The organism is Kitasatospora sp. NPDC093550 (genome assembly GCF_044764985.1).
Classification (GTDB): Bacteria; Actinomycetota; Actinomycetes; order Streptomycetales; family Streptomycetaceae; genus Kitasatospora.
This window is the reverse complement of the sequence record NZ_JBIWJF010000016.1, coordinates 79,751-93,493: the sequence shown is the minus strand read 5'-3', so window position 1 is coordinate 93,493 and position 13,743 is coordinate 79,751. Positions and strand designations below refer to the sequence as shown.

Here is a 13,743-nt window from a genome sequence, read left to right as displayed (position 1 = left end):
CACCGGGCGCGGGTCACTCCAGCGTGAGCGACGCGCTGGGCCGGCCGTCGGCGGCCAGGTCGATCACCTTCGTCAGGCTGCCGCTCGTCAACCGGATCCGGTCCGGACCGTCCCAGACGGCGACGACCTCGTCGCCGTACCGGAAGCCCGCGTAGGCGATCTGCCAGCGGCGGGTGGCCAGGCCGGTGCCCTGGTCGACGAAGACCCACTGGGCGGTGCTGAGCATCCCCGGTTCCTCCTGCCGGACGATCCGCCGGTCGGAGCGGTCGGGTGCGCGCTGCGCCCCGGTGTCGTACGGGGCATCGAGGAGGATCCACAGCGGCACCGTCGCCGCGGCCGCCAGCAGCACGCCGATGCCCAGGGCCACCCGGATCCAGGCCCGCCAGGTGACGCAGTACAGCACCACCAGCAGCAGCGGCAGCGCGGCGGTGCCCAGCAGCAGCGGCCGGTCGAACCAGTCCCGCAGCACCAGCAGGCCGCCCGGGCGCTCGCCGTACCACCCGGCCGCGCCCAGCAGCACGAGCAGCGCGAGCGCCGCCAGGGCCGCGCGCAGGGCCCGGCGTTCTCCCGCGGTCCGCCGACTGATCACCATGTCGTCAGCATAGGAGTCGGCACAGTTCCGGAATACGGCTGAACGGAAACGACCGGCGCTGTACGCTGCCGGGCATGTGCGCTGCCGCCCGGATGCACCCCAACGAGCCGGTGGTCGACGCGGCCCTGGTGAGACGTCTGATAGCCGCGCAGTTCCCGCAGTGGGAGCGCCTCCCGATCACCCCGGTCGGCTCCGCCGGGACGGACAACGCGATGTTCCGCCTCGGGCCCGAACTCGCCGTCCGGCTGCCCCGGACGGCGTGGGCGGCCGGGGGCGTCCGCCGGGAACACCAGTGGCTGCCCCGCCTGGCACCGCGGCTGCCGCTGCCGGTCCCCGCCCCGCTCGCCCTCGGCCGGCCCGCCGCCGGCTACGCCTGGGAGTGGTCGGTGCTGCGCTGGATCGACGGCGCCAACCCGGCGGTCGGCGCCCTGGCCGCGCCCGGCGCACTGGCCCGCGACCTGGCCGGCTTCGTCAGCGCCCTGCGCGCCGCCGACCCGACCGACGCGCCGGCCGGCCACCGCAGCGTCCCGCTCGCCTCCCGGGACGGCGCGACCCGCGCGGCCATCGCCCAGCTGGCCGGCTCGATCGACACCGCCGCGGCAACCGCCCTGTGGGACAAAGCACTTCGCCTCCCCGACTACGCCGGACCGCCGGTCTGGATGCACGGCGACCTCACCCCCGGCAACCTGCTGCTCTCCCGCACCGGGCGGATCGCCGGCGTCATCGACTTCGCCCTGATGGGAGTCGGCGACCCGACCGCCGATCTGATCGCCGCCTGGAACCTGCTGCCCGCCGCCACCCGCCCGGCCTTCCGCGCCGCCCTGCGCGCCGACGACGCCATGTGGGCCCGCGGCCGCGCCTGGGCCTTCTCGATCGCCCTGGTGACGATCCCGTACTACCGCCACACCGACCAGGCCCGGACGGCCAACGCCCGCCACGTCGTCCGCGAAGTCCTCGCCGACCGCAGCGTCTGACACACCGGAGCCACCCCCGGACACCCACCACCGGGCCCGCCCGACCCTGTCGTCCGTCCCCGGGGGGCGGGGCCGCCTCGGGGTGCCAGAGTCGGGGGGAACCCCCGGCCGGAGGCTGGGGGCCATCGGCGACCGCCGACCACGCGGCACGGTGCGTGCCCTGCGGCACTTCCCGGCCCGGGGCCGGGAAAGCGTCGGCCCGCCGGCGGCGGTTCCAGGACGGACCCTACGGCCCGGGCGGGAGCGTCTCGGTGGCGGCGGCGAGCAGGTGGCGCACGAGGGGGTCGGGGTCGTCGGTCCGCCAGGCGACGGCGACCCGGGTGGGGGCGGCCCCGGGCTCGGTCCGGCGGAAGGCCACGCCGCGCAGTCGGATCCGCCGGATGCTCGCCGGGGCCAGGGAGACGCCCAGGCCGGCGCCGACCAGGGCGCAGACCGTCTGCCACTCCACCGCGTGCTGCGCGATCGTCGGGGTGAAGCCCGCGTCGGCGCACAGGCCGGTGATCCGGTCGTACAGCTGCGGCCCGTCCTCCCGGGGCAGCAGCACGAACGGCTCCTCCGCCAACTGCTCGATCCGGACGGCCCGTCGGGCGGCCAGCGGGTGGCCGGCCGGCAGCACCGCCACGAACGGCTCGGTGAGGACGGTACGGAAGCACAGGTCCGGTCGGTCCGCCGGCGGTTCGCGCAGCAGGCCGACGTCGATGGTCCGTTCGCGCAGTGCGGTGAGCTGCGGGGCACTGGTCATCTCGCGCATGTCCAGGCGCACGGCGGGGTGGCGCCGCCGGAAGGTGTTCAGGAGTCCGGGCAGGACGGTGAGGGCGAGGGAGGCGGAGAACCCGATCCGCAGCCGGCCGGCCTCGCCGCTGCCGACGGCGCGGGCGGCGGCCAGCGCGTCCGCGAGGCCGGTGAGCGCCCGCTGCGCGGCGGGCAGGAGTTCCCGGCCGACCGGGGTCAGGGTGACGCCGCCGGGGTCGCGGCGGAACAGCGGGTGGCCGACCTTGTCCTCCAGCCGCCGGATCTGCTGGCTCAGCGGCGGTTGGGCGATGCCCAGACGGGCGGCGGCGCGGCCGAAGTGCAGCTCCTCGGCGAGGACGGCGAAGGCGTGCAGCTGCGGCAGGGGGAGTTCGGGGCGCTCCATACCTCCAGGGATATCAGATCCTCCCGCCAGGAGTGTTGGACGTATCTCCGCAGCTCACCTAGCGTTCCCGGCATGACAGAGCGACGCGCGATCCTCAGCGGTTCGACCTTCGAGGAAGAGATCGGCTACGCCCGGGCCGTGGTGGACGGCGACTGGGTGCACGTCTCCGGGACGACCGGGTTCGACTACGCCACGATGACCATCTCCGAGGACGTGGTGGAGCAGGCCGAGCAGTGCCTGCGCAACATCGCGGCGGCGCTGACCGAGGCGGACTGCGGCTTCGCGGACGTGGTGCGGGTGCGCTACCTGCTGCCCGAGCGCGCGGACTTCGAGCCCTGCTGGCCGGTGCTGCGCCGCTGCTTCGGTGCGGTCCGCCCGGCCGCCACGATGCAGGTGTGCGGGCTCGCCGACCCCCGGATGCGGATCGAGATCGAGGTCACCGCCCGCAAGGCGCGCCGGGTCTCCTCCTGATCCGCTCCCCCGCCCTGCCCCCATCGCTCCTACCGGGTCAAAAACCTTCCCAGGTCAAGTTTTCTGCTAGCCTGGGACCCATGACTGGACTGCGCGAGCGCAAGAAGGAACAGACCCGGCGGGCCATCTCCGAGGCGGCCATCCACCTCTTCCTGGAGCGCGGCTTCGACCAGGTGTCGGTGGCGGACGTCGCGGCGGCCGCCGAGGTCTCCAAGCCGACGCTGTTCTCCTACTTCCCCAGCAAGGAGGACCTGGTCGTCCACCGGTTCGCCGACCACCAGGAGCAGGCGGCGGACGTCGTCCGCAACCGGCCGGCCGACGAGCCGGTCCTGGACGCCCTGCTCCGCGACTTCCTGACCGGCCTCACCGCGCGCGACCCCGTCACCGGCCTGAACGACCATCCGGCCGTCCTCGCCTTCACCGCCCTGGTCTACGGCACGCCGAGCCTGGCCGCCCGGGTCGGCGCGTACGTGGCCCGCGCCGAACGGTCCCTGGCCGACGCCCTGCGCGAGGCCCCGGACCTCCCCGCACCCCGCGAGCTCACGGCCGCCCTGCTCGCCGCCCAGGTCACCGCCACCCAGCGCGTCCTCGCCCTGCACAACTGGCGCCGCATCCAGGAGGACGGCCGCACCGCCGACGACCTGCACGCCGAGGCCGCCCGCGACGCCACCCGCGCCTTCGGCCTCCTCACCCACGGCTACCGCCGGCCCCTCGGCGACTGACGCCCCTGGCCTAGAGTGCCGGGCATGACGACACGTCACCTCCCCTTCGGCGCCCTGCACAACTTCCGCGACCTCGGCGGCTATCCGGCCGCCGGCGGGCGGACCGTACGGTGGGGCCTGCTCTACCGCTCCGACTCGCTCGGCAAGCTCTCCTCGCCCGCCGATCTCGACCGGCTCCGGGGCCTCGGCGTCCGGACCGTGATCGACCTCCGCTACCCCTGGGAGATCGCCGCCAAGGGCCGGGTCCCGGAGTTCGACGGGCTGGAGTACCACAACCTGTCGATCGAGCACCGCCCGTACGACCAGGCCGAGATCGACCCGGAGCTCGACCCCTGGCGCTACCTCGCCGACCGCTTCGCCGAGGTCGCCGAGGACGGGGTGAAGGAGATCCGCCAGGTCCTGGACGTGATCGCCGCCGCCGACGCCCCGGTGGTCTTCCACTGCGCCTCCGGCAAGGACCGCACCGGACTCATCGCCGCCCTGCTGCTCACCCTGCTCGGCGTCGCCGAGGACGACATCGCCGCCGACTTCGCCCTCACCGAGCTCGCCACCCCGCAGCTCGTCGCCGACTGGCACGCCGCCCACCCCGGCCGCACCCTGCGCTGGCCCGGCTACGGCCGCGCCCCGGAGGCGGTCATCCGCCTCACCCTGGCCGACCTCGCCGCCCGCCACGGCTCGGTCGAGGGCTACCTCACCGGCACCCTCGGCATCGACCGCGGCCAGGCCGACGCCCTGCGCGCCCGGCTGCTGACCGGCTGACCTCCTGCGCGGGCGTACCCGCCGCGCTGCTCCGGCGATAACTCACCGGCGGGACGAGGCCGTTGCGCACGCCCACGCGGTCACGACCGATCAACCCACGCGATGGACCGGGGCGACCGTCCACCCCGACATGTGGGCCGATCCGGACGACGACCCGCGCACCAGCGACGGGCCGAGTCCGGACGGCGGACTCGGCACGCCGAACGACTGCCTGACGAACCACCGGCTGACGCTGCGGATGAAGTGCGAGGGGCTCGACCCCGAGCAACTGGCCCGCCGCTCGGTGCCGCCGTCGACGATGTCGCTGCTCGGGCTGGTCCGCCACCTGGCCGAGGAGGTGGAGCGCGACTGGCGCAGCTGGGTCACGGACGGCGAACGGCTGCCGAAGCCGTAGGGCCCGCGGGACGCGGACTTCGACGGGGCGGTGGCCGAGCCGGCCGTGGTGCAGGCCGCGTTCCGGGACCTGGAGCGCGAGCAGGCCGCGGCCGACGCCCTGCTCGCCGGGTTCCCCGACCTGGGCGAGCGGCCCGGGAAGCACGGGTTCGCGGTCCGGGAGCTGCCGGTGCACCGGATCGACGAGTACGCCCGCCACTGCGGGCACGCCGACCTGCTGCGCGAGTGCGTCGACGGCCGGGTCGGCCAGGAGGACCCGGAGACCCCGGAGGCCCCCGAGGACCCGGAGGTCACGTCCTCAGCGGCGACGCCCCCGGGCCGGCCGGCCGCCGCGCTTGCCGGACGGCCGGGACCCGGGCGCCGGGGCCGCCACCGGCACCGCCGCGGTGGCCCAGTGGGCGGGGCGGGTGAGCCCGGCCGGGAGGCGGGTGGCGGCGTCGCCGCGGGCGGCGTGCAGCTGGGTCTGGGTGAGGAAGAGGGCGGTGCTGAGGTCGGCGCCGGCCAGGTCGGCGTCGCGCAGGTCGGCGCCGATCAGATCGGCCAGCCGCAGGTCGGCGCCGGAGAGGTCGGCGGCCACCAGCAGCGCCCCGCGCAGGTTGGCGCCCCGCAGGTCGGCGCCGCGCAGGCGGGCGCCGAAGAGGTCGCCGCCGCGGTGGTCGCGGCGGCGCGGCACCTCGGCGCGGACGAGTTCACCGGCGCGCAGCAGCAGTTCGCTGACCCGTCGGCGGTGCGCGGGGACGTCGACGGCGAGGATCTGCTCGGGAGTGCCGCCGGCCAGCCGGTCGGTCTCCGCCAGGGCCTGCCGCAGCTCGTCGTGGACGGGCCGGGCGGGCTCGAAGGTGAGCGCCTCGGTGAGGTAGCGGAGGAGTTCGTGGAGCTGCCGCACGATCGGGAAGACCTCGAACATCGGGCCGGCGCTGTCCGGCTCCTCGCGCCAGCTGCGGCCGCCGAAGGTCACCTGGGAGACCCGCTGCCCGGCGCCGAAGCAGTCGTAGACGGTGCAGCCCTGGAAGCCGCTGTCGCGGAGCCGGGCGTGGATGCCGCAGCTGAAGTCGGTCTGCAGGTTGCGGCAGGGGCTGCCGGCGGCCTTGTTCACGGCGAAGTCGGTGCCGGCGGAGAACGGCAGGGCGACGCAGCAGAGGCCGAAGCAGCTGCCGCAGTCGGACACCAGCGGGGTCGGCGCGGCCGCCGTGGGGTTCTGCGGCGACTCGGTCTCGCGCACGTTCCGGGGTCCTTCCAGCCGGGCGCCGGGGCGGCGCCGTGAACCCGGAAATCCTACTGGGCAGACCACCCCTGCCGAATGTAATATGCCTAGAGCTAGGGAGACCATTACACACGGGGGTGCGCCATGCAGGAGCCGGACGTCAGGGGCCTGGTCCGGATGTGGATATCGGGCTGGGTCGTCTCACGCGGCTCCGCCGAGCCGGTGGACCAGCCCTGGGGCTGGAGCATCGACGTCGGCGCGCCCTCCGGCGAGGTGGGCCGGCACGTGCTGCCCGAACCGACCGAGGCCGAGGTCCGCAAGGTCGCCGAGAACGCCACCGCGCCGAACACCTGGCTGAAGCTGTTCGCCGAGGACACCACCGTGCTCCCCTGGCTGGGCCCGCAGTGGCGGCTGGACCTGCCCGGTTTCCTGATGAGCACCCCGCTCGCCCCCGAGCGGCCCGAGCCGCCGGCGGGCTTCACCGTGACCACCTGGGAGCGCGGCGGGGTCCTGCGGACCCTGGTGCGCACCGACGCCGGGCACCTCGCCGCCCGCGGCCAGGCGGGCCTGGCCGGCCCGGTGGCCGTACCGGACCAGATCAGCACCTCGCCGGAGTTCCGCCGCCGCGGGCTGGGCGCCCTGGTGATGCGGACGCTGCAGTCCGCCGCGTACGAGCGGGGCGCACGCACCGGCGTGCTGGTCGGCACCCCGGACGGACAGGCGCTCTACACCGCGCTCGGCTGGACCACCCACTCCCCGATGGCGAGCCTGGTCCTGGACCCGGCCCGGGAGGGCTAGGGGACTAGGACTGAGGGCCTAGGAGTACGGCAGCAGCTCGGCCCGCTTCGGCGGGCGGCCGTCGCCGGAGGAGCGCCCGGTCAGGCGGCGGCCGATCCACGGGCCGAGGTGGGCGCGCAGCCAGCGGGCGTCGGCGCGCAGCCGCTCGGCGCGGCCGGGCGGGGCGGCGACGGGCAGCGGGGCGCGCCAGTCGAAGGAGGCGGGGCGGCCGAGCGCCTCCAGCACGCCCTCGGCGACCCGCCGGTGGCCCTCGGGCGACAGGTGCAGGCGGTCCTCCGCCCAGAGCCGGCGGTCGTCGAAGCAGGGCGCGGAGAAGAGGTCGACCACGACGATGCCGTCCTGCCGGCCCAGCTCCTGCACGAAGGCCTTCATCCGCAGGATGGCGGGCAGCAGCCGGGCGCTGCCCGCGAGTCGGCGGGTGGGGTCGGTGCTGGTGAACAGGACGACGGTGGCGCCGGTGGCGCGCAGCTCGGCGACGCAACGGCCGAGCAGCCGCTCGACCCGGTCGATGTCGCAGCCGGGGCGCAGCACGTCGTTGAAGCCGCCGGCCAGGGTGACGAGTCCGGCGCCCATGGCGACGGCGGGGGCGAGCTGCTCGTCGTGGATCTGGCCGATGAGCTTGCCGCGGACGGCGAGGTTGGCGTACCGGAAGTCCCCGTCCGCGCGCTCGGCCGCCAGCGCCGAGGCGACCCGGTCGGCCCAGCCCCGGTAGTGGCCGTCGGGCTGCAGGTCGTCGCACATGCCCTCGGTGAAGGAGTCACCGACGGCGACGTAGTCGGCGTAACTGCGGTACGGGGTGGGCACGGGGTGGCCTCCGCTCTCCTGGGACGGCTTCGCGGTCCGATGATCGTACGTGTGCGGCTGTGCGCCCCCGCGGCCAGGCCCCTGGCCTCGGCGCTCATCGCACGTCCACCGTTCGTTTATCGCTCCGCCCCACCCTGGGGTCACGGGGCGGCGGCCGGCGACGGGGGCCTTGCCGCCGCCCCGCCCCCGGCCACCACCACCGCCACAGTCACCGCCACAGCCGCAGCCACGGCCCGGCCCGGTCGCCCGCCGTCAGCCCGTGACGACCGCCGCCGCCTCGCCCGCCGCCCGCTGCGGCGTGAACCAGTGCTCGCGCACGGCGTCGGTGGGCCGCTGCTCGCCGAGGGCGGCCAGGCCCCACTCCCCCAGCGCCTCGATGACCGGCCCCAGTTCGCGCCCGCGCCCGGTCAGTTCGTAGACCGTCGCGTTGGCCGGCCGTTCCAGCCGCCGCCGCGCGACCAGTTCCTCGGCCTCCAGCTGCTTGAGCCGGGCGGCCAGGATGTCGGTGGAGACGCCGGGCAGGTCGGCGTGCAGGTCGGTGTAGCGGCGCGGACCGCCGAGGAGTTCACGGACGATCAGGAGGCTCCAGCGTTCCCCCACCGCGTCCAGGGCGCGGGCGACGGCGCAGTACTGGTCGTAGCTTCGGCGTGACATGTGGATCAGCATAGCCAAGAGGTTGGACTTTCCAAGTGCCAGCTTGGTAGAACAAAGCAGAAGCAACGGAGCGGTGGTGACGGTCGGGAGGCCGCAGATGGAGTTTCGGCAGTCCAGCAAGCTGAATGACGTGTGCTACGAGATCCGGGGCCCGGTGGTCGACCAGGCCAACGCCCTGGAGGAGGCCGGACACACCGTCCTGCGGCTGAACACCGGAAACCCGGCCCCGTTCGGCTTCGAGGCGCCCGAGGAGATCATCCAGGACATCATCCGCAACCTGCCCAAGGCGCACGGCTACAGCGACTCGCGCGGCATCCTGCCGGCCCGCCGCGCGGTCGTGCAGTACTACCAGCAGCGCGGGGTCCAGGGCGTCGACGTCAACGACGTCTACCTCGGAAACGGCGTCTCCGAGCTGATCCAGATGGCCGTCACCGCGCTGGTCGACGACGGCGACGAGGTGCTCGTCCCGATGCCCGACTACCCGCTCTGGACGGCCGTGGTCCGGCTGGCCGGCGGCAAGGCCGTGCACTACCTGTGCGACGAAGGGGCCGAGTGGTACCCGGACCTGGACGACATCGCCGCCAAGATCACCGCCCGCACCAAGGCGATCGTCGTCATCAACCCCAACAACCCGACCGGCGCGGTCTACCCCAAGGAACTGCTGGAGGGCATCCTCGACCTGGCCCGCCGCCACCAGCTGATGGTCCTGGCCGACGAGATCTACGACAAGATCCTCTACGACGACACCGAGCACCACTGCCTGGCCGCCCTCGCCGACGACGTGCTCACCCTCACCTTCAACGGCCTCTCCAAGGCCTACCGGGTGGCCGGCTTCCGCAGCGGCTGGCTGGTCGTCTCCGGGCCCAAGCAGCACGCCTCCGACTACCTGGAGGGCCTCACCATGCTCTCCGGCATGCGGCTGTGCCCCAACGTGCCCGCCCAGTACGCCGTCCAGGCCGCGCTCGGCGGCCACCAGTCCATCAACGACCTGGTGCTGCCCGGCGGCCGGCTCACCGAACAGCGCGACATCGCCGTCCGGGCGCTCAACGAGATCCCCGGCGTCAGCTGCGTGAAGCCCAAGGGCGCCCTGTACGCCTTCGCCAAACTGGACCCGGCGGTGCACCGGATCGTCGACGACGAACGCTTCGTGCTGGACCTGCTGCTGCGCGAGAAGATCCACGTCGTCCAGGGCACCGGCTTCAACTGGCCCCGCCCGGACCACTTCCGCTTCGTCACCCTGCCCCGCGCCGACGACCTGGAGACCGCCATCAACCGGATCGGCCGCTTCCTGGCGACGTACCGGCAGAGCTGAGCGGCACGGCGCGCACGCCCTACGCTCGGAGGCATGACCGTCCTGCGTTCCGTCGCCCTGTTCGCCCTCGCCGCGCTCGCCGAGATCGGCGGCTGCTGGCTGGTCTGGCAGAGCGTGCGCGAGCAACGGCCGTGGTGGCTGGCCGGGTTGGGCGTGGTGGCGCTCGGCGCGTACGGTTTCGTCGCCGCGCTGCAGCCGGACAGCCAGTTCGGCCGGGTACTGGCCGCGTACGGCGGGGTGTTCGTGGCCGGCTCGCTGCTCTGGGGCGTGCTCGTGGACGGCTTCCGGCCGACCCGCTACGACGTGGTGGGCGCGCTGATCTGCCTGGCCGGGGTCGCCGTCCTCATGTACGGGCCGCGCCGCTGAAACGGCGGGCCCCGGCGCCGAGGTCCTCCTCGACGCCGGGGCCGGTGACGACCGCCCGGGACTACCAGCCCCAGCCGCCGCCCTCGCCGTCGTCGTCGCGGCCGGAGTCCCAGCCCTCGCCGACCTTGCGCAGGATCGAGTAGTTGTCGATCTGCGTGCCGTCCTCGGCCAGCGCGGTGACCTTCATGACCGACTTCTGGCCCAGGTGGGCCGGGGTGACGTCGACCTTGATGAAGGAGTAGCCGGTGTAGCGGACCCGCGACCACTGGATGGTCTCGGGGGTCTTCACCCGGCCCTTGCTCCAGTAGTAGGTCTTGACCTCGTCCTGGTGGTTCTCGTGCCCCTCGTAGGTGTCCGGCACGTCGAACTTGTACAGGCTGCGGCCGGCCGCGCCCGCGGTCACGTAGACCACGCCGTCCTTCTCGGGCTCGATGGTGGCGCCGCTCGGCACCTGCTTCGAGACCTTGTTCCCCAGGATGGCGTCGGTGCGCTCGTAGATGTGGTTGTGGCCGTTGATGACCAGGTCCACCCGGTACTTCTCGAACAGCGGCACCCAGGCCTCGCGGACACCGCCCTCGGAGGCGTGCGCGACGGTGGTGGAGAAGGCGCAGTGGTGGAAGAAGACCACGATGAAGTCGACGGTCTCGTCGCTGCGCAGGTCCTTGAGGGTGCGCTCCAGCCACTTGGTCTGCTTGCCCGCCGAGAGGCCCAGGTTGGCCGGGATCTCGTAGGAGACGTCGTTGGCGTCCAGGGAGATGACGCCGACGTTCTTGTAGCGGAAGGTGTAGACGCCGGGGACGTTGCGCGGGTCCGGGCCGTTGTTCGGCAGGAAGAAACGGCTGTTCTCGCCGCCGTAGCCGTTGGGCGAGTACCAGGCCTCGATGTCGTGGTTGCCGTAGGCGACCATCCACGGGATCTCGGCGGCGACCGTCTCGGTCTGGACCAGGAAGTCGTCCCAGGTCTTCGCGTTGAAGACGGACTTGTCCGGGTCGGTGCCGGAGCCGGCCGGGTCGGCGTAGCAGATGTCGCCGGCGTGCAGGTGGAAGGCCGGCTTCTGCGCCTTGATGATGTGGTCGTTGCCCGCCGCGTGCGCGCTGACGCCCTGGTCGCCGAAGGCGGTGAAGGTGAACGGCTCGTACACCTTGCCCCAGCGGTGGTCGCGGGAGGGCGCGGTGCGGAAGGTGTGCAGGGTGGAGATCTGCTGCTGCGAGGCCGGGTCGAAGCCCTCGTGGCCGACACCGTAGTAGTAGGTGGTGTCGGGGTGCAGGTCCTCCAGTGCCACGTGCAGGTAGTACTGGTCCACCGGCTGTCCGGTCGGGGTCAGCGCCGGGGTGTGCAGGGCACGGACCTCGGCCTGGACCTTGTGGCTCAGCTCCCACGGGGTCCTGCCGAAGCGCAGGAACGGCTTCTTGACCGGCGCCGGGACCTGCCACGAGATGCGGAACTGGGTGTCCGGCTCGGGGCCGAACTGGAGGTGGCGGCCGACCGGCGCGACCAGCGCGCCGTCGATGCCGTCCGTCGTGCCGCCCGTCAGCAGCTGCGGGCCGGCCGGAGCGGCGAAGGCGGTACCGCTGCCCAGGGCACCGCCGACGGCGACGGCGCCGACGGTCACGGCACCGGCGCGCAGCATCCGGCGGCGGGAGAAGCGGGCCCGCAGGTACTCGTGCTGCTCGGCCATGCTCATGCGGTCGGCAAGCTTGGCCGGCACGCCCATGTTGGGGATATCCATGCGCGGGACTCTGTCAGCGGCGCGTGGAGCGCACGCGGACGCCGGGTGAACGGGTCGCAGCGTGTCCCCCATTCGAACGCCAATGTTCGACCATGGTTCGGTAAAGGGCGTGCTCGCGTCGACTCGACGCCGGATCATGGCTCCCGCCCGTCACCCGACCTGAGCGGGCGTCGGCCGGACCGCCTCCGGGGAGGACTCGTGCCGGAGGGTCAGGAGGGTTCGTCCCACTGCGTGGCGGCCCGGTTCCCGGTGCCGTCGCAGGTGCGGCAGATCTCGTCCCGGTAGGGCTGCTTGGCGCCGGCCGCGTCCACCCGGTAGCGCACGTACACCCCGGTGCCGTCGCAGAGGAAGCAGTTGCCGCCCCCGCCGCCCACCTCGGTGGTGCCGGTGCCCTGGCAGGTCCGGCAGCTGAGGCCGGCGGTCCGGCCGGTTCCCGCGCAGATGCGGCAGACCGTCGTCATCGTCTTCCTCCCTCGCGCGGCTCGGCTCGATGCCACCGGTCATGGTAGTGGTGCGGGCCGCCCCTCCACCCCGGGGCGGAGGATCCCGACGGCCGGTCAGCAGCGTGCCGGACGGCGCCGGGGGACGCGGCCCTACTCCGGCAGCGCCTCGCGGACCCGGCGGGAGACCGAGATCAGCTGGAGGTCCAGCAGCCCGGGCGGCTCGGCGACACCGGGACCGCCCGCGCGGACCCAGGCGGCTATGTCGTCGATCATCTCGTCCATCAGGACGAAGCCGAGCCAGACCGGCCGCCCGCCCGCGGCCCGGCCCTCGCTGGAGGGGCCGACCACCACCACGTTGGACTGGGAGCAGACGTCCAGACACTTCACCGCACGGACCCGGCCCGCCGGGCCGACCGCCGTCCGCAGCCGCTCGTACTGCCCCGCGTGGTCCACCCCGGGGTGCTTCGCCTCGGTGCCGCAGCAGCAGCCGCGGCAGACCGTGACGGTCACCGGGGAGCCGGCGCCCCGCTTCCGGCCGTGCTCCCGGGCGCCGTCGCGGTCGCGGTCTCGGCGGCTCATCGGTCCTGGTACCCCCTCGTGGTCGGCGGCGCGCCCGCACCGGCACGCGCGCTCTGCCCCCGCACTGTACCCGCCGGTCAGGGGGCGTCCGCCAGGCGCTTAGGATGCGCACGGTTCGCGGAAGGGGAGGACGGCGGATGCCGAAGCGGAGGGGCTGGGGCCTGTGGGTGCCGGCGGTCACCGGGGTCGTGGGGCTGCTGTGCGCGGCGCTCGGGCTCGCCGTCGTCCTGACGGGCGGCTACTCCGTCCACCGGATGGCCGGGGACACCATGCGCCCCGGTCTGCGGCCGGGCGACCGGATGCTGTCCGACCGGATGCTGTCCGACCGGGTCGCGGCCGGGGACGTCCGGCGCGGGGAGATCTACCTCGTCGACTCCCCCTGGATGCTCGACCACCCGGTCGTCTCCCGGGTGGTGGCCCTCGGCGGGGACCGGCTCGTCTGCGCCGGCGGCCGGCTCACCCTCAACGGGGAGCCGCCGGACGAGCCGGCCGCCCGCCTGGCCGACAGCTGCTACGCGGACTTCGACGTCACCGTCCCGCCCGGGCGGGCCTTCCTGATGGGCGACCAGCGGGCGCACGCCGTCGACTCCCGGCTGACCGCGCAGAGCGGGCAGCAGGGCACCGTCGAGCTGGCCAAGCTGACCGGCGGCCGGGTGGTCTGGCACAGCGGCCCGGGGACGCCCGCCCTGCCGGGCAAGCTGGTCGGTGCCGTCCTGCTCCTCTCCCTCGGCGCAGTGCTCGGCCTCGGCGGGCTGGTCGGAGCCGTCGTCACCGCCACCCGCCGCCGCACCGCGTAGCAGCCCCGCCA

General features: G+C 74.1%; 15 protein-coding genes and 2 pseudogenes. 9 read left to right on the top strand and 8 right to left on the bottom strand.

Annotated elements, in window-relative coordinates; translation table 11 throughout:
- Window positions 1-13: 13 nt before the first annotated feature.
- Entirely contained in the window at window positions 14-592 is a 579-nt protein-coding gene (locus ACIRD3_RS25060; protein ID WP_402220603.1) for a hypothetical protein, read from the bottom strand.
- A 74-nt stretch (window positions 593-666) separates the two neighbouring features.
- Between ACIRD3_RS25060 and ACIRD3_RS25055 the strand changes: the two genes are divergently transcribed.
- Window positions 667-1,566: an aminoglycoside phosphotransferase family protein gene (locus ACIRD3_RS25055; protein WP_402220599.1), complete on the top strand. Its 900-nt coding sequence runs from the start codon at window positions 667-669 to the stop codon at window positions 1,564-1,566.
- 226 nt (window positions 1,567-1,792) lie between these two features.
- Here the strand turns inward: ACIRD3_RS25055 and ACIRD3_RS25050 are convergent, their stop codons facing one another.
- On the bottom strand, window positions 1,793-2,701 hold the full coding sequence (locus ACIRD3_RS25050) for a LysR family transcriptional regulator (protein ID WP_402220596.1): 909 nt from the start codon (window positions 2,699-2,701) through the stop codon (window positions 1,793-1,795).
- A gap of 72 nt (window positions 2,702-2,773) precedes the next feature.
- On the opposite strand from ACIRD3_RS25050, the gene ACIRD3_RS25045 reads away from it, so the two are divergent.
- The 4 genes and pseudogenes from ACIRD3_RS25045 to ACIRD3_RS25030 form a co-directional block, all read left to right on the top strand.
- The gene (locus ACIRD3_RS25045) at window positions 2,774-3,172 is read left to right on the top strand and encodes a RidA family protein (protein ID WP_402220594.1); all 399 of its coding nucleotides are present in this window, start codon (window positions 2,774-2,776) and stop codon (window positions 3,170-3,172) included.
- A gap of 80 nt (window positions 3,173-3,252) precedes the next feature.
- Window positions 3,253-3,894: a TetR family transcriptional regulator gene (locus tag ACIRD3_RS25040; RefSeq protein ID WP_402220591.1), complete on the top strand. Its 642-nt coding sequence runs from the start codon at window positions 3,253-3,255 to the stop codon at window positions 3,892-3,894.
- 24 nt (window positions 3,895-3,918) lie between these two features.
- Entirely contained in the window at window positions 3,919-4,653 is a 735-nt protein-coding gene (locus tag ACIRD3_RS25035) for a tyrosine-protein phosphatase (RefSeq protein WP_402220588.1), read from the top strand.
- A 130-nt stretch (window positions 4,654-4,783) separates the two neighbouring features.
- A pseudogene (locus ACIRD3_RS25030) lies at window positions 4,784-5,296 on the top strand (DinB family protein); the annotation flags it as partial.
- Between the two features lie 48 nt (window positions 5,297-5,344).
- On the opposite strand, the gene ACIRD3_RS25025 reads toward ACIRD3_RS25030, so the two are convergent.
- The gene (locus tag ACIRD3_RS25025) at window positions 5,345-6,268 is read right to left on the bottom strand and encodes a pentapeptide repeat-containing protein (RefSeq protein WP_402220585.1); all 924 of its coding nucleotides are present in this window, start codon (window positions 6,266-6,268) and stop codon (window positions 5,345-5,347) included.
- A 126-nt stretch (window positions 6,269-6,394) separates the two neighbouring features.
- Here ACIRD3_RS25025 and ACIRD3_RS25020 point away from each other — a divergent pair, with 126 nt between their 5' ends.
- On the top strand, window positions 6,395-7,048 hold the full coding sequence (locus ACIRD3_RS25020) for a GNAT family N-acetyltransferase (RefSeq protein WP_402220583.1): 654 nt from the start codon (window positions 6,395-6,397) through the stop codon (window positions 7,046-7,048).
- Between the two features lie 18 nt (window positions 7,049-7,066).
- Here the strand turns inward: ACIRD3_RS25020 and ACIRD3_RS25015 are convergent, their stop codons facing one another.
- Together ACIRD3_RS25015 and ACIRD3_RS25010 are read right to left on the bottom strand one after the other, a co-directional pair.
- Window positions 7,067-7,852 carry an SGNH/GDSL hydrolase family protein gene (locus ACIRD3_RS25015; protein WP_402220580.1) on the bottom strand — a complete coding sequence of 262 codons (786 nt, stop codon included), beginning with the start codon at window positions 7,850-7,852 and terminating at the stop codon, window positions 7,067-7,069.
- Window positions 7,853-8,152: 300 nt separating this feature from the next.
- A pseudogene (locus tag ACIRD3_RS25010) lies at window positions 8,153-8,506 on the bottom strand (winged helix-turn-helix transcriptional regulator); the annotation flags it as partial.
- Window positions 8,507-8,603: 97 nt separating this feature from the next.
- On the opposite strand from ACIRD3_RS25010, the gene ACIRD3_RS25005 reads away from it, so the two are divergent.
- Window positions 8,604-9,818: a pyridoxal phosphate-dependent aminotransferase gene (locus tag ACIRD3_RS25005; protein WP_402220578.1), complete on the top strand. Its 1,215-nt coding sequence runs from the start codon at window positions 8,604-8,606 to the stop codon at window positions 9,816-9,818.
- Window positions 9,819-9,851: 33 nt separating this feature from the next.
- Window positions 9,852-10,184: a YnfA family protein gene (locus tag ACIRD3_RS25000; RefSeq protein ID WP_402220576.1), complete on the top strand. Its 333-nt coding sequence runs from the start codon at window positions 9,852-9,854 to the stop codon at window positions 10,182-10,184.
- Between the two features lie 61 nt (window positions 10,185-10,245).
- Here the strand turns inward: ACIRD3_RS25000 and ACIRD3_RS24995 are convergent, their stop codons facing one another.
- The 3 genes from ACIRD3_RS24995 to ACIRD3_RS24985 form a co-directional block, all read right to left on the bottom strand.
- Window positions 10,246-11,913 carry a fibronectin type III domain-containing protein gene (locus tag ACIRD3_RS24995; RefSeq protein ID WP_402220573.1) on the bottom strand — a complete coding sequence of 556 codons (1,668 nt, stop codon included), beginning with the start codon at window positions 11,911-11,913 and terminating at the stop codon, window positions 10,246-10,248.
- A gap of 209 nt (window positions 11,914-12,122) precedes the next feature.
- On the bottom strand, window positions 12,123-12,374 hold the full coding sequence (locus tag ACIRD3_RS24990) for a hypothetical protein (protein ID WP_402220572.1): 252 nt from the start codon (window positions 12,372-12,374) through the stop codon (window positions 12,123-12,125).
- Between the two features lie 132 nt (window positions 12,375-12,506).
- Window positions 12,507-12,935: a (2Fe-2S) ferredoxin domain-containing protein gene (locus tag ACIRD3_RS24985; protein ID WP_402220569.1), complete on the bottom strand. Its 429-nt coding sequence runs from the start codon at window positions 12,933-12,935 to the stop codon at window positions 12,507-12,509.
- A 137-nt stretch (window positions 12,936-13,072) separates the two neighbouring features.
- Here ACIRD3_RS24985 and lepB point away from each other — a divergent pair, with 137 nt between their 5' ends.
- Window positions 13,073-13,732 carry a signal peptidase I gene (lepB, locus tag ACIRD3_RS24980; RefSeq protein WP_402220568.1) on the top strand — a complete coding sequence of 220 codons (660 nt, stop codon included), beginning with the start codon at window positions 13,073-13,075 and terminating at the stop codon, window positions 13,730-13,732.
- Window positions 13,733-13,743 lie beyond the last annotated feature (11 nt).

Excerpts from the sequence above, each read along its gene's own strand:
- ACIRD3_RS25020 (WP_402220583.1), top strand. The coding sequence starts at position 6,395 with ATGCAGGAGCCGGACGTCAGGGGCCTGGTCCGGATGTGGATATCGGGC.
- ACIRD3_RS25005 (WP_402220578.1), top strand. The coding sequence starts at position 8,604 with ATGGAGTTTCGGCAGTCCAGCAAGCTGAATGACGTGTGCTACGAGATC.
- ACIRD3_RS25045 (WP_402220594.1), top strand. The coding sequence starts at position 2,774 with ATGACAGAGCGACGCGCGATCCTCAGCGGTTCGACCTTCGAGGAAGAG.
- ACIRD3_RS25050 (WP_402220596.1), bottom strand. The coding sequence starts at position 2,701 with ATGGAGCGCCCCGAACTCCCCCTGCCGCAGCTGCACGCCTTCGCCGTC.
- ACIRD3_RS24990 (WP_402220572.1), bottom strand. The coding sequence starts at position 12,374 with ATGACGACGGTCTGCCGCATCTGCGCGGGAACCGGCCGGACCGCCGGC.
- ACIRD3_RS25060 (WP_402220603.1), bottom strand. The coding sequence starts at position 592 with ATGGTGATCAGTCGGCGGACCGCGGGAGAACGCCGGGCCCTGCGCGCG.
- lepB (WP_402220568.1), top strand. The coding sequence starts at position 13,073 with ATGCCGAAGCGGAGGGGCTGGGGCCTGTGGGTGCCGGCGGTCACCGGG.
- ACIRD3_RS25035 (WP_402220588.1), top strand. The coding sequence starts at position 3,919 with ATGACGACACGTCACCTCCCCTTCGGCGCCCTGCACAACTTCCGCGAC.
- ACIRD3_RS24995 (WP_402220573.1), bottom strand. The coding sequence starts at position 11,913 with ATGGATATCCCCAACATGGGCGTGCCGGCCAAGCTTGCCGACCGCATG.
- ACIRD3_RS24985 (WP_402220569.1), bottom strand. The coding sequence starts at position 12,935 with ATGAGCCGCCGAGACCGCGACCGCGACGGCGCCCGGGAGCACGGCCGG.
- ACIRD3_RS25040 (WP_402220591.1), top strand. The coding sequence starts at position 3,253 with ATGACTGGACTGCGCGAGCGCAAGAAGGAACAGACCCGGCGGGCCATC.
- ACIRD3_RS25000 (WP_402220576.1), top strand. The coding sequence starts at position 9,852 with ATGACCGTCCTGCGTTCCGTCGCCCTGTTCGCCCTCGCCGCGCTCGCC.
- ACIRD3_RS25055 (WP_402220599.1), top strand. The coding sequence starts at position 667 with ATGTGCGCTGCCGCCCGGATGCACCCCAACGAGCCGGTGGTCGACGCG.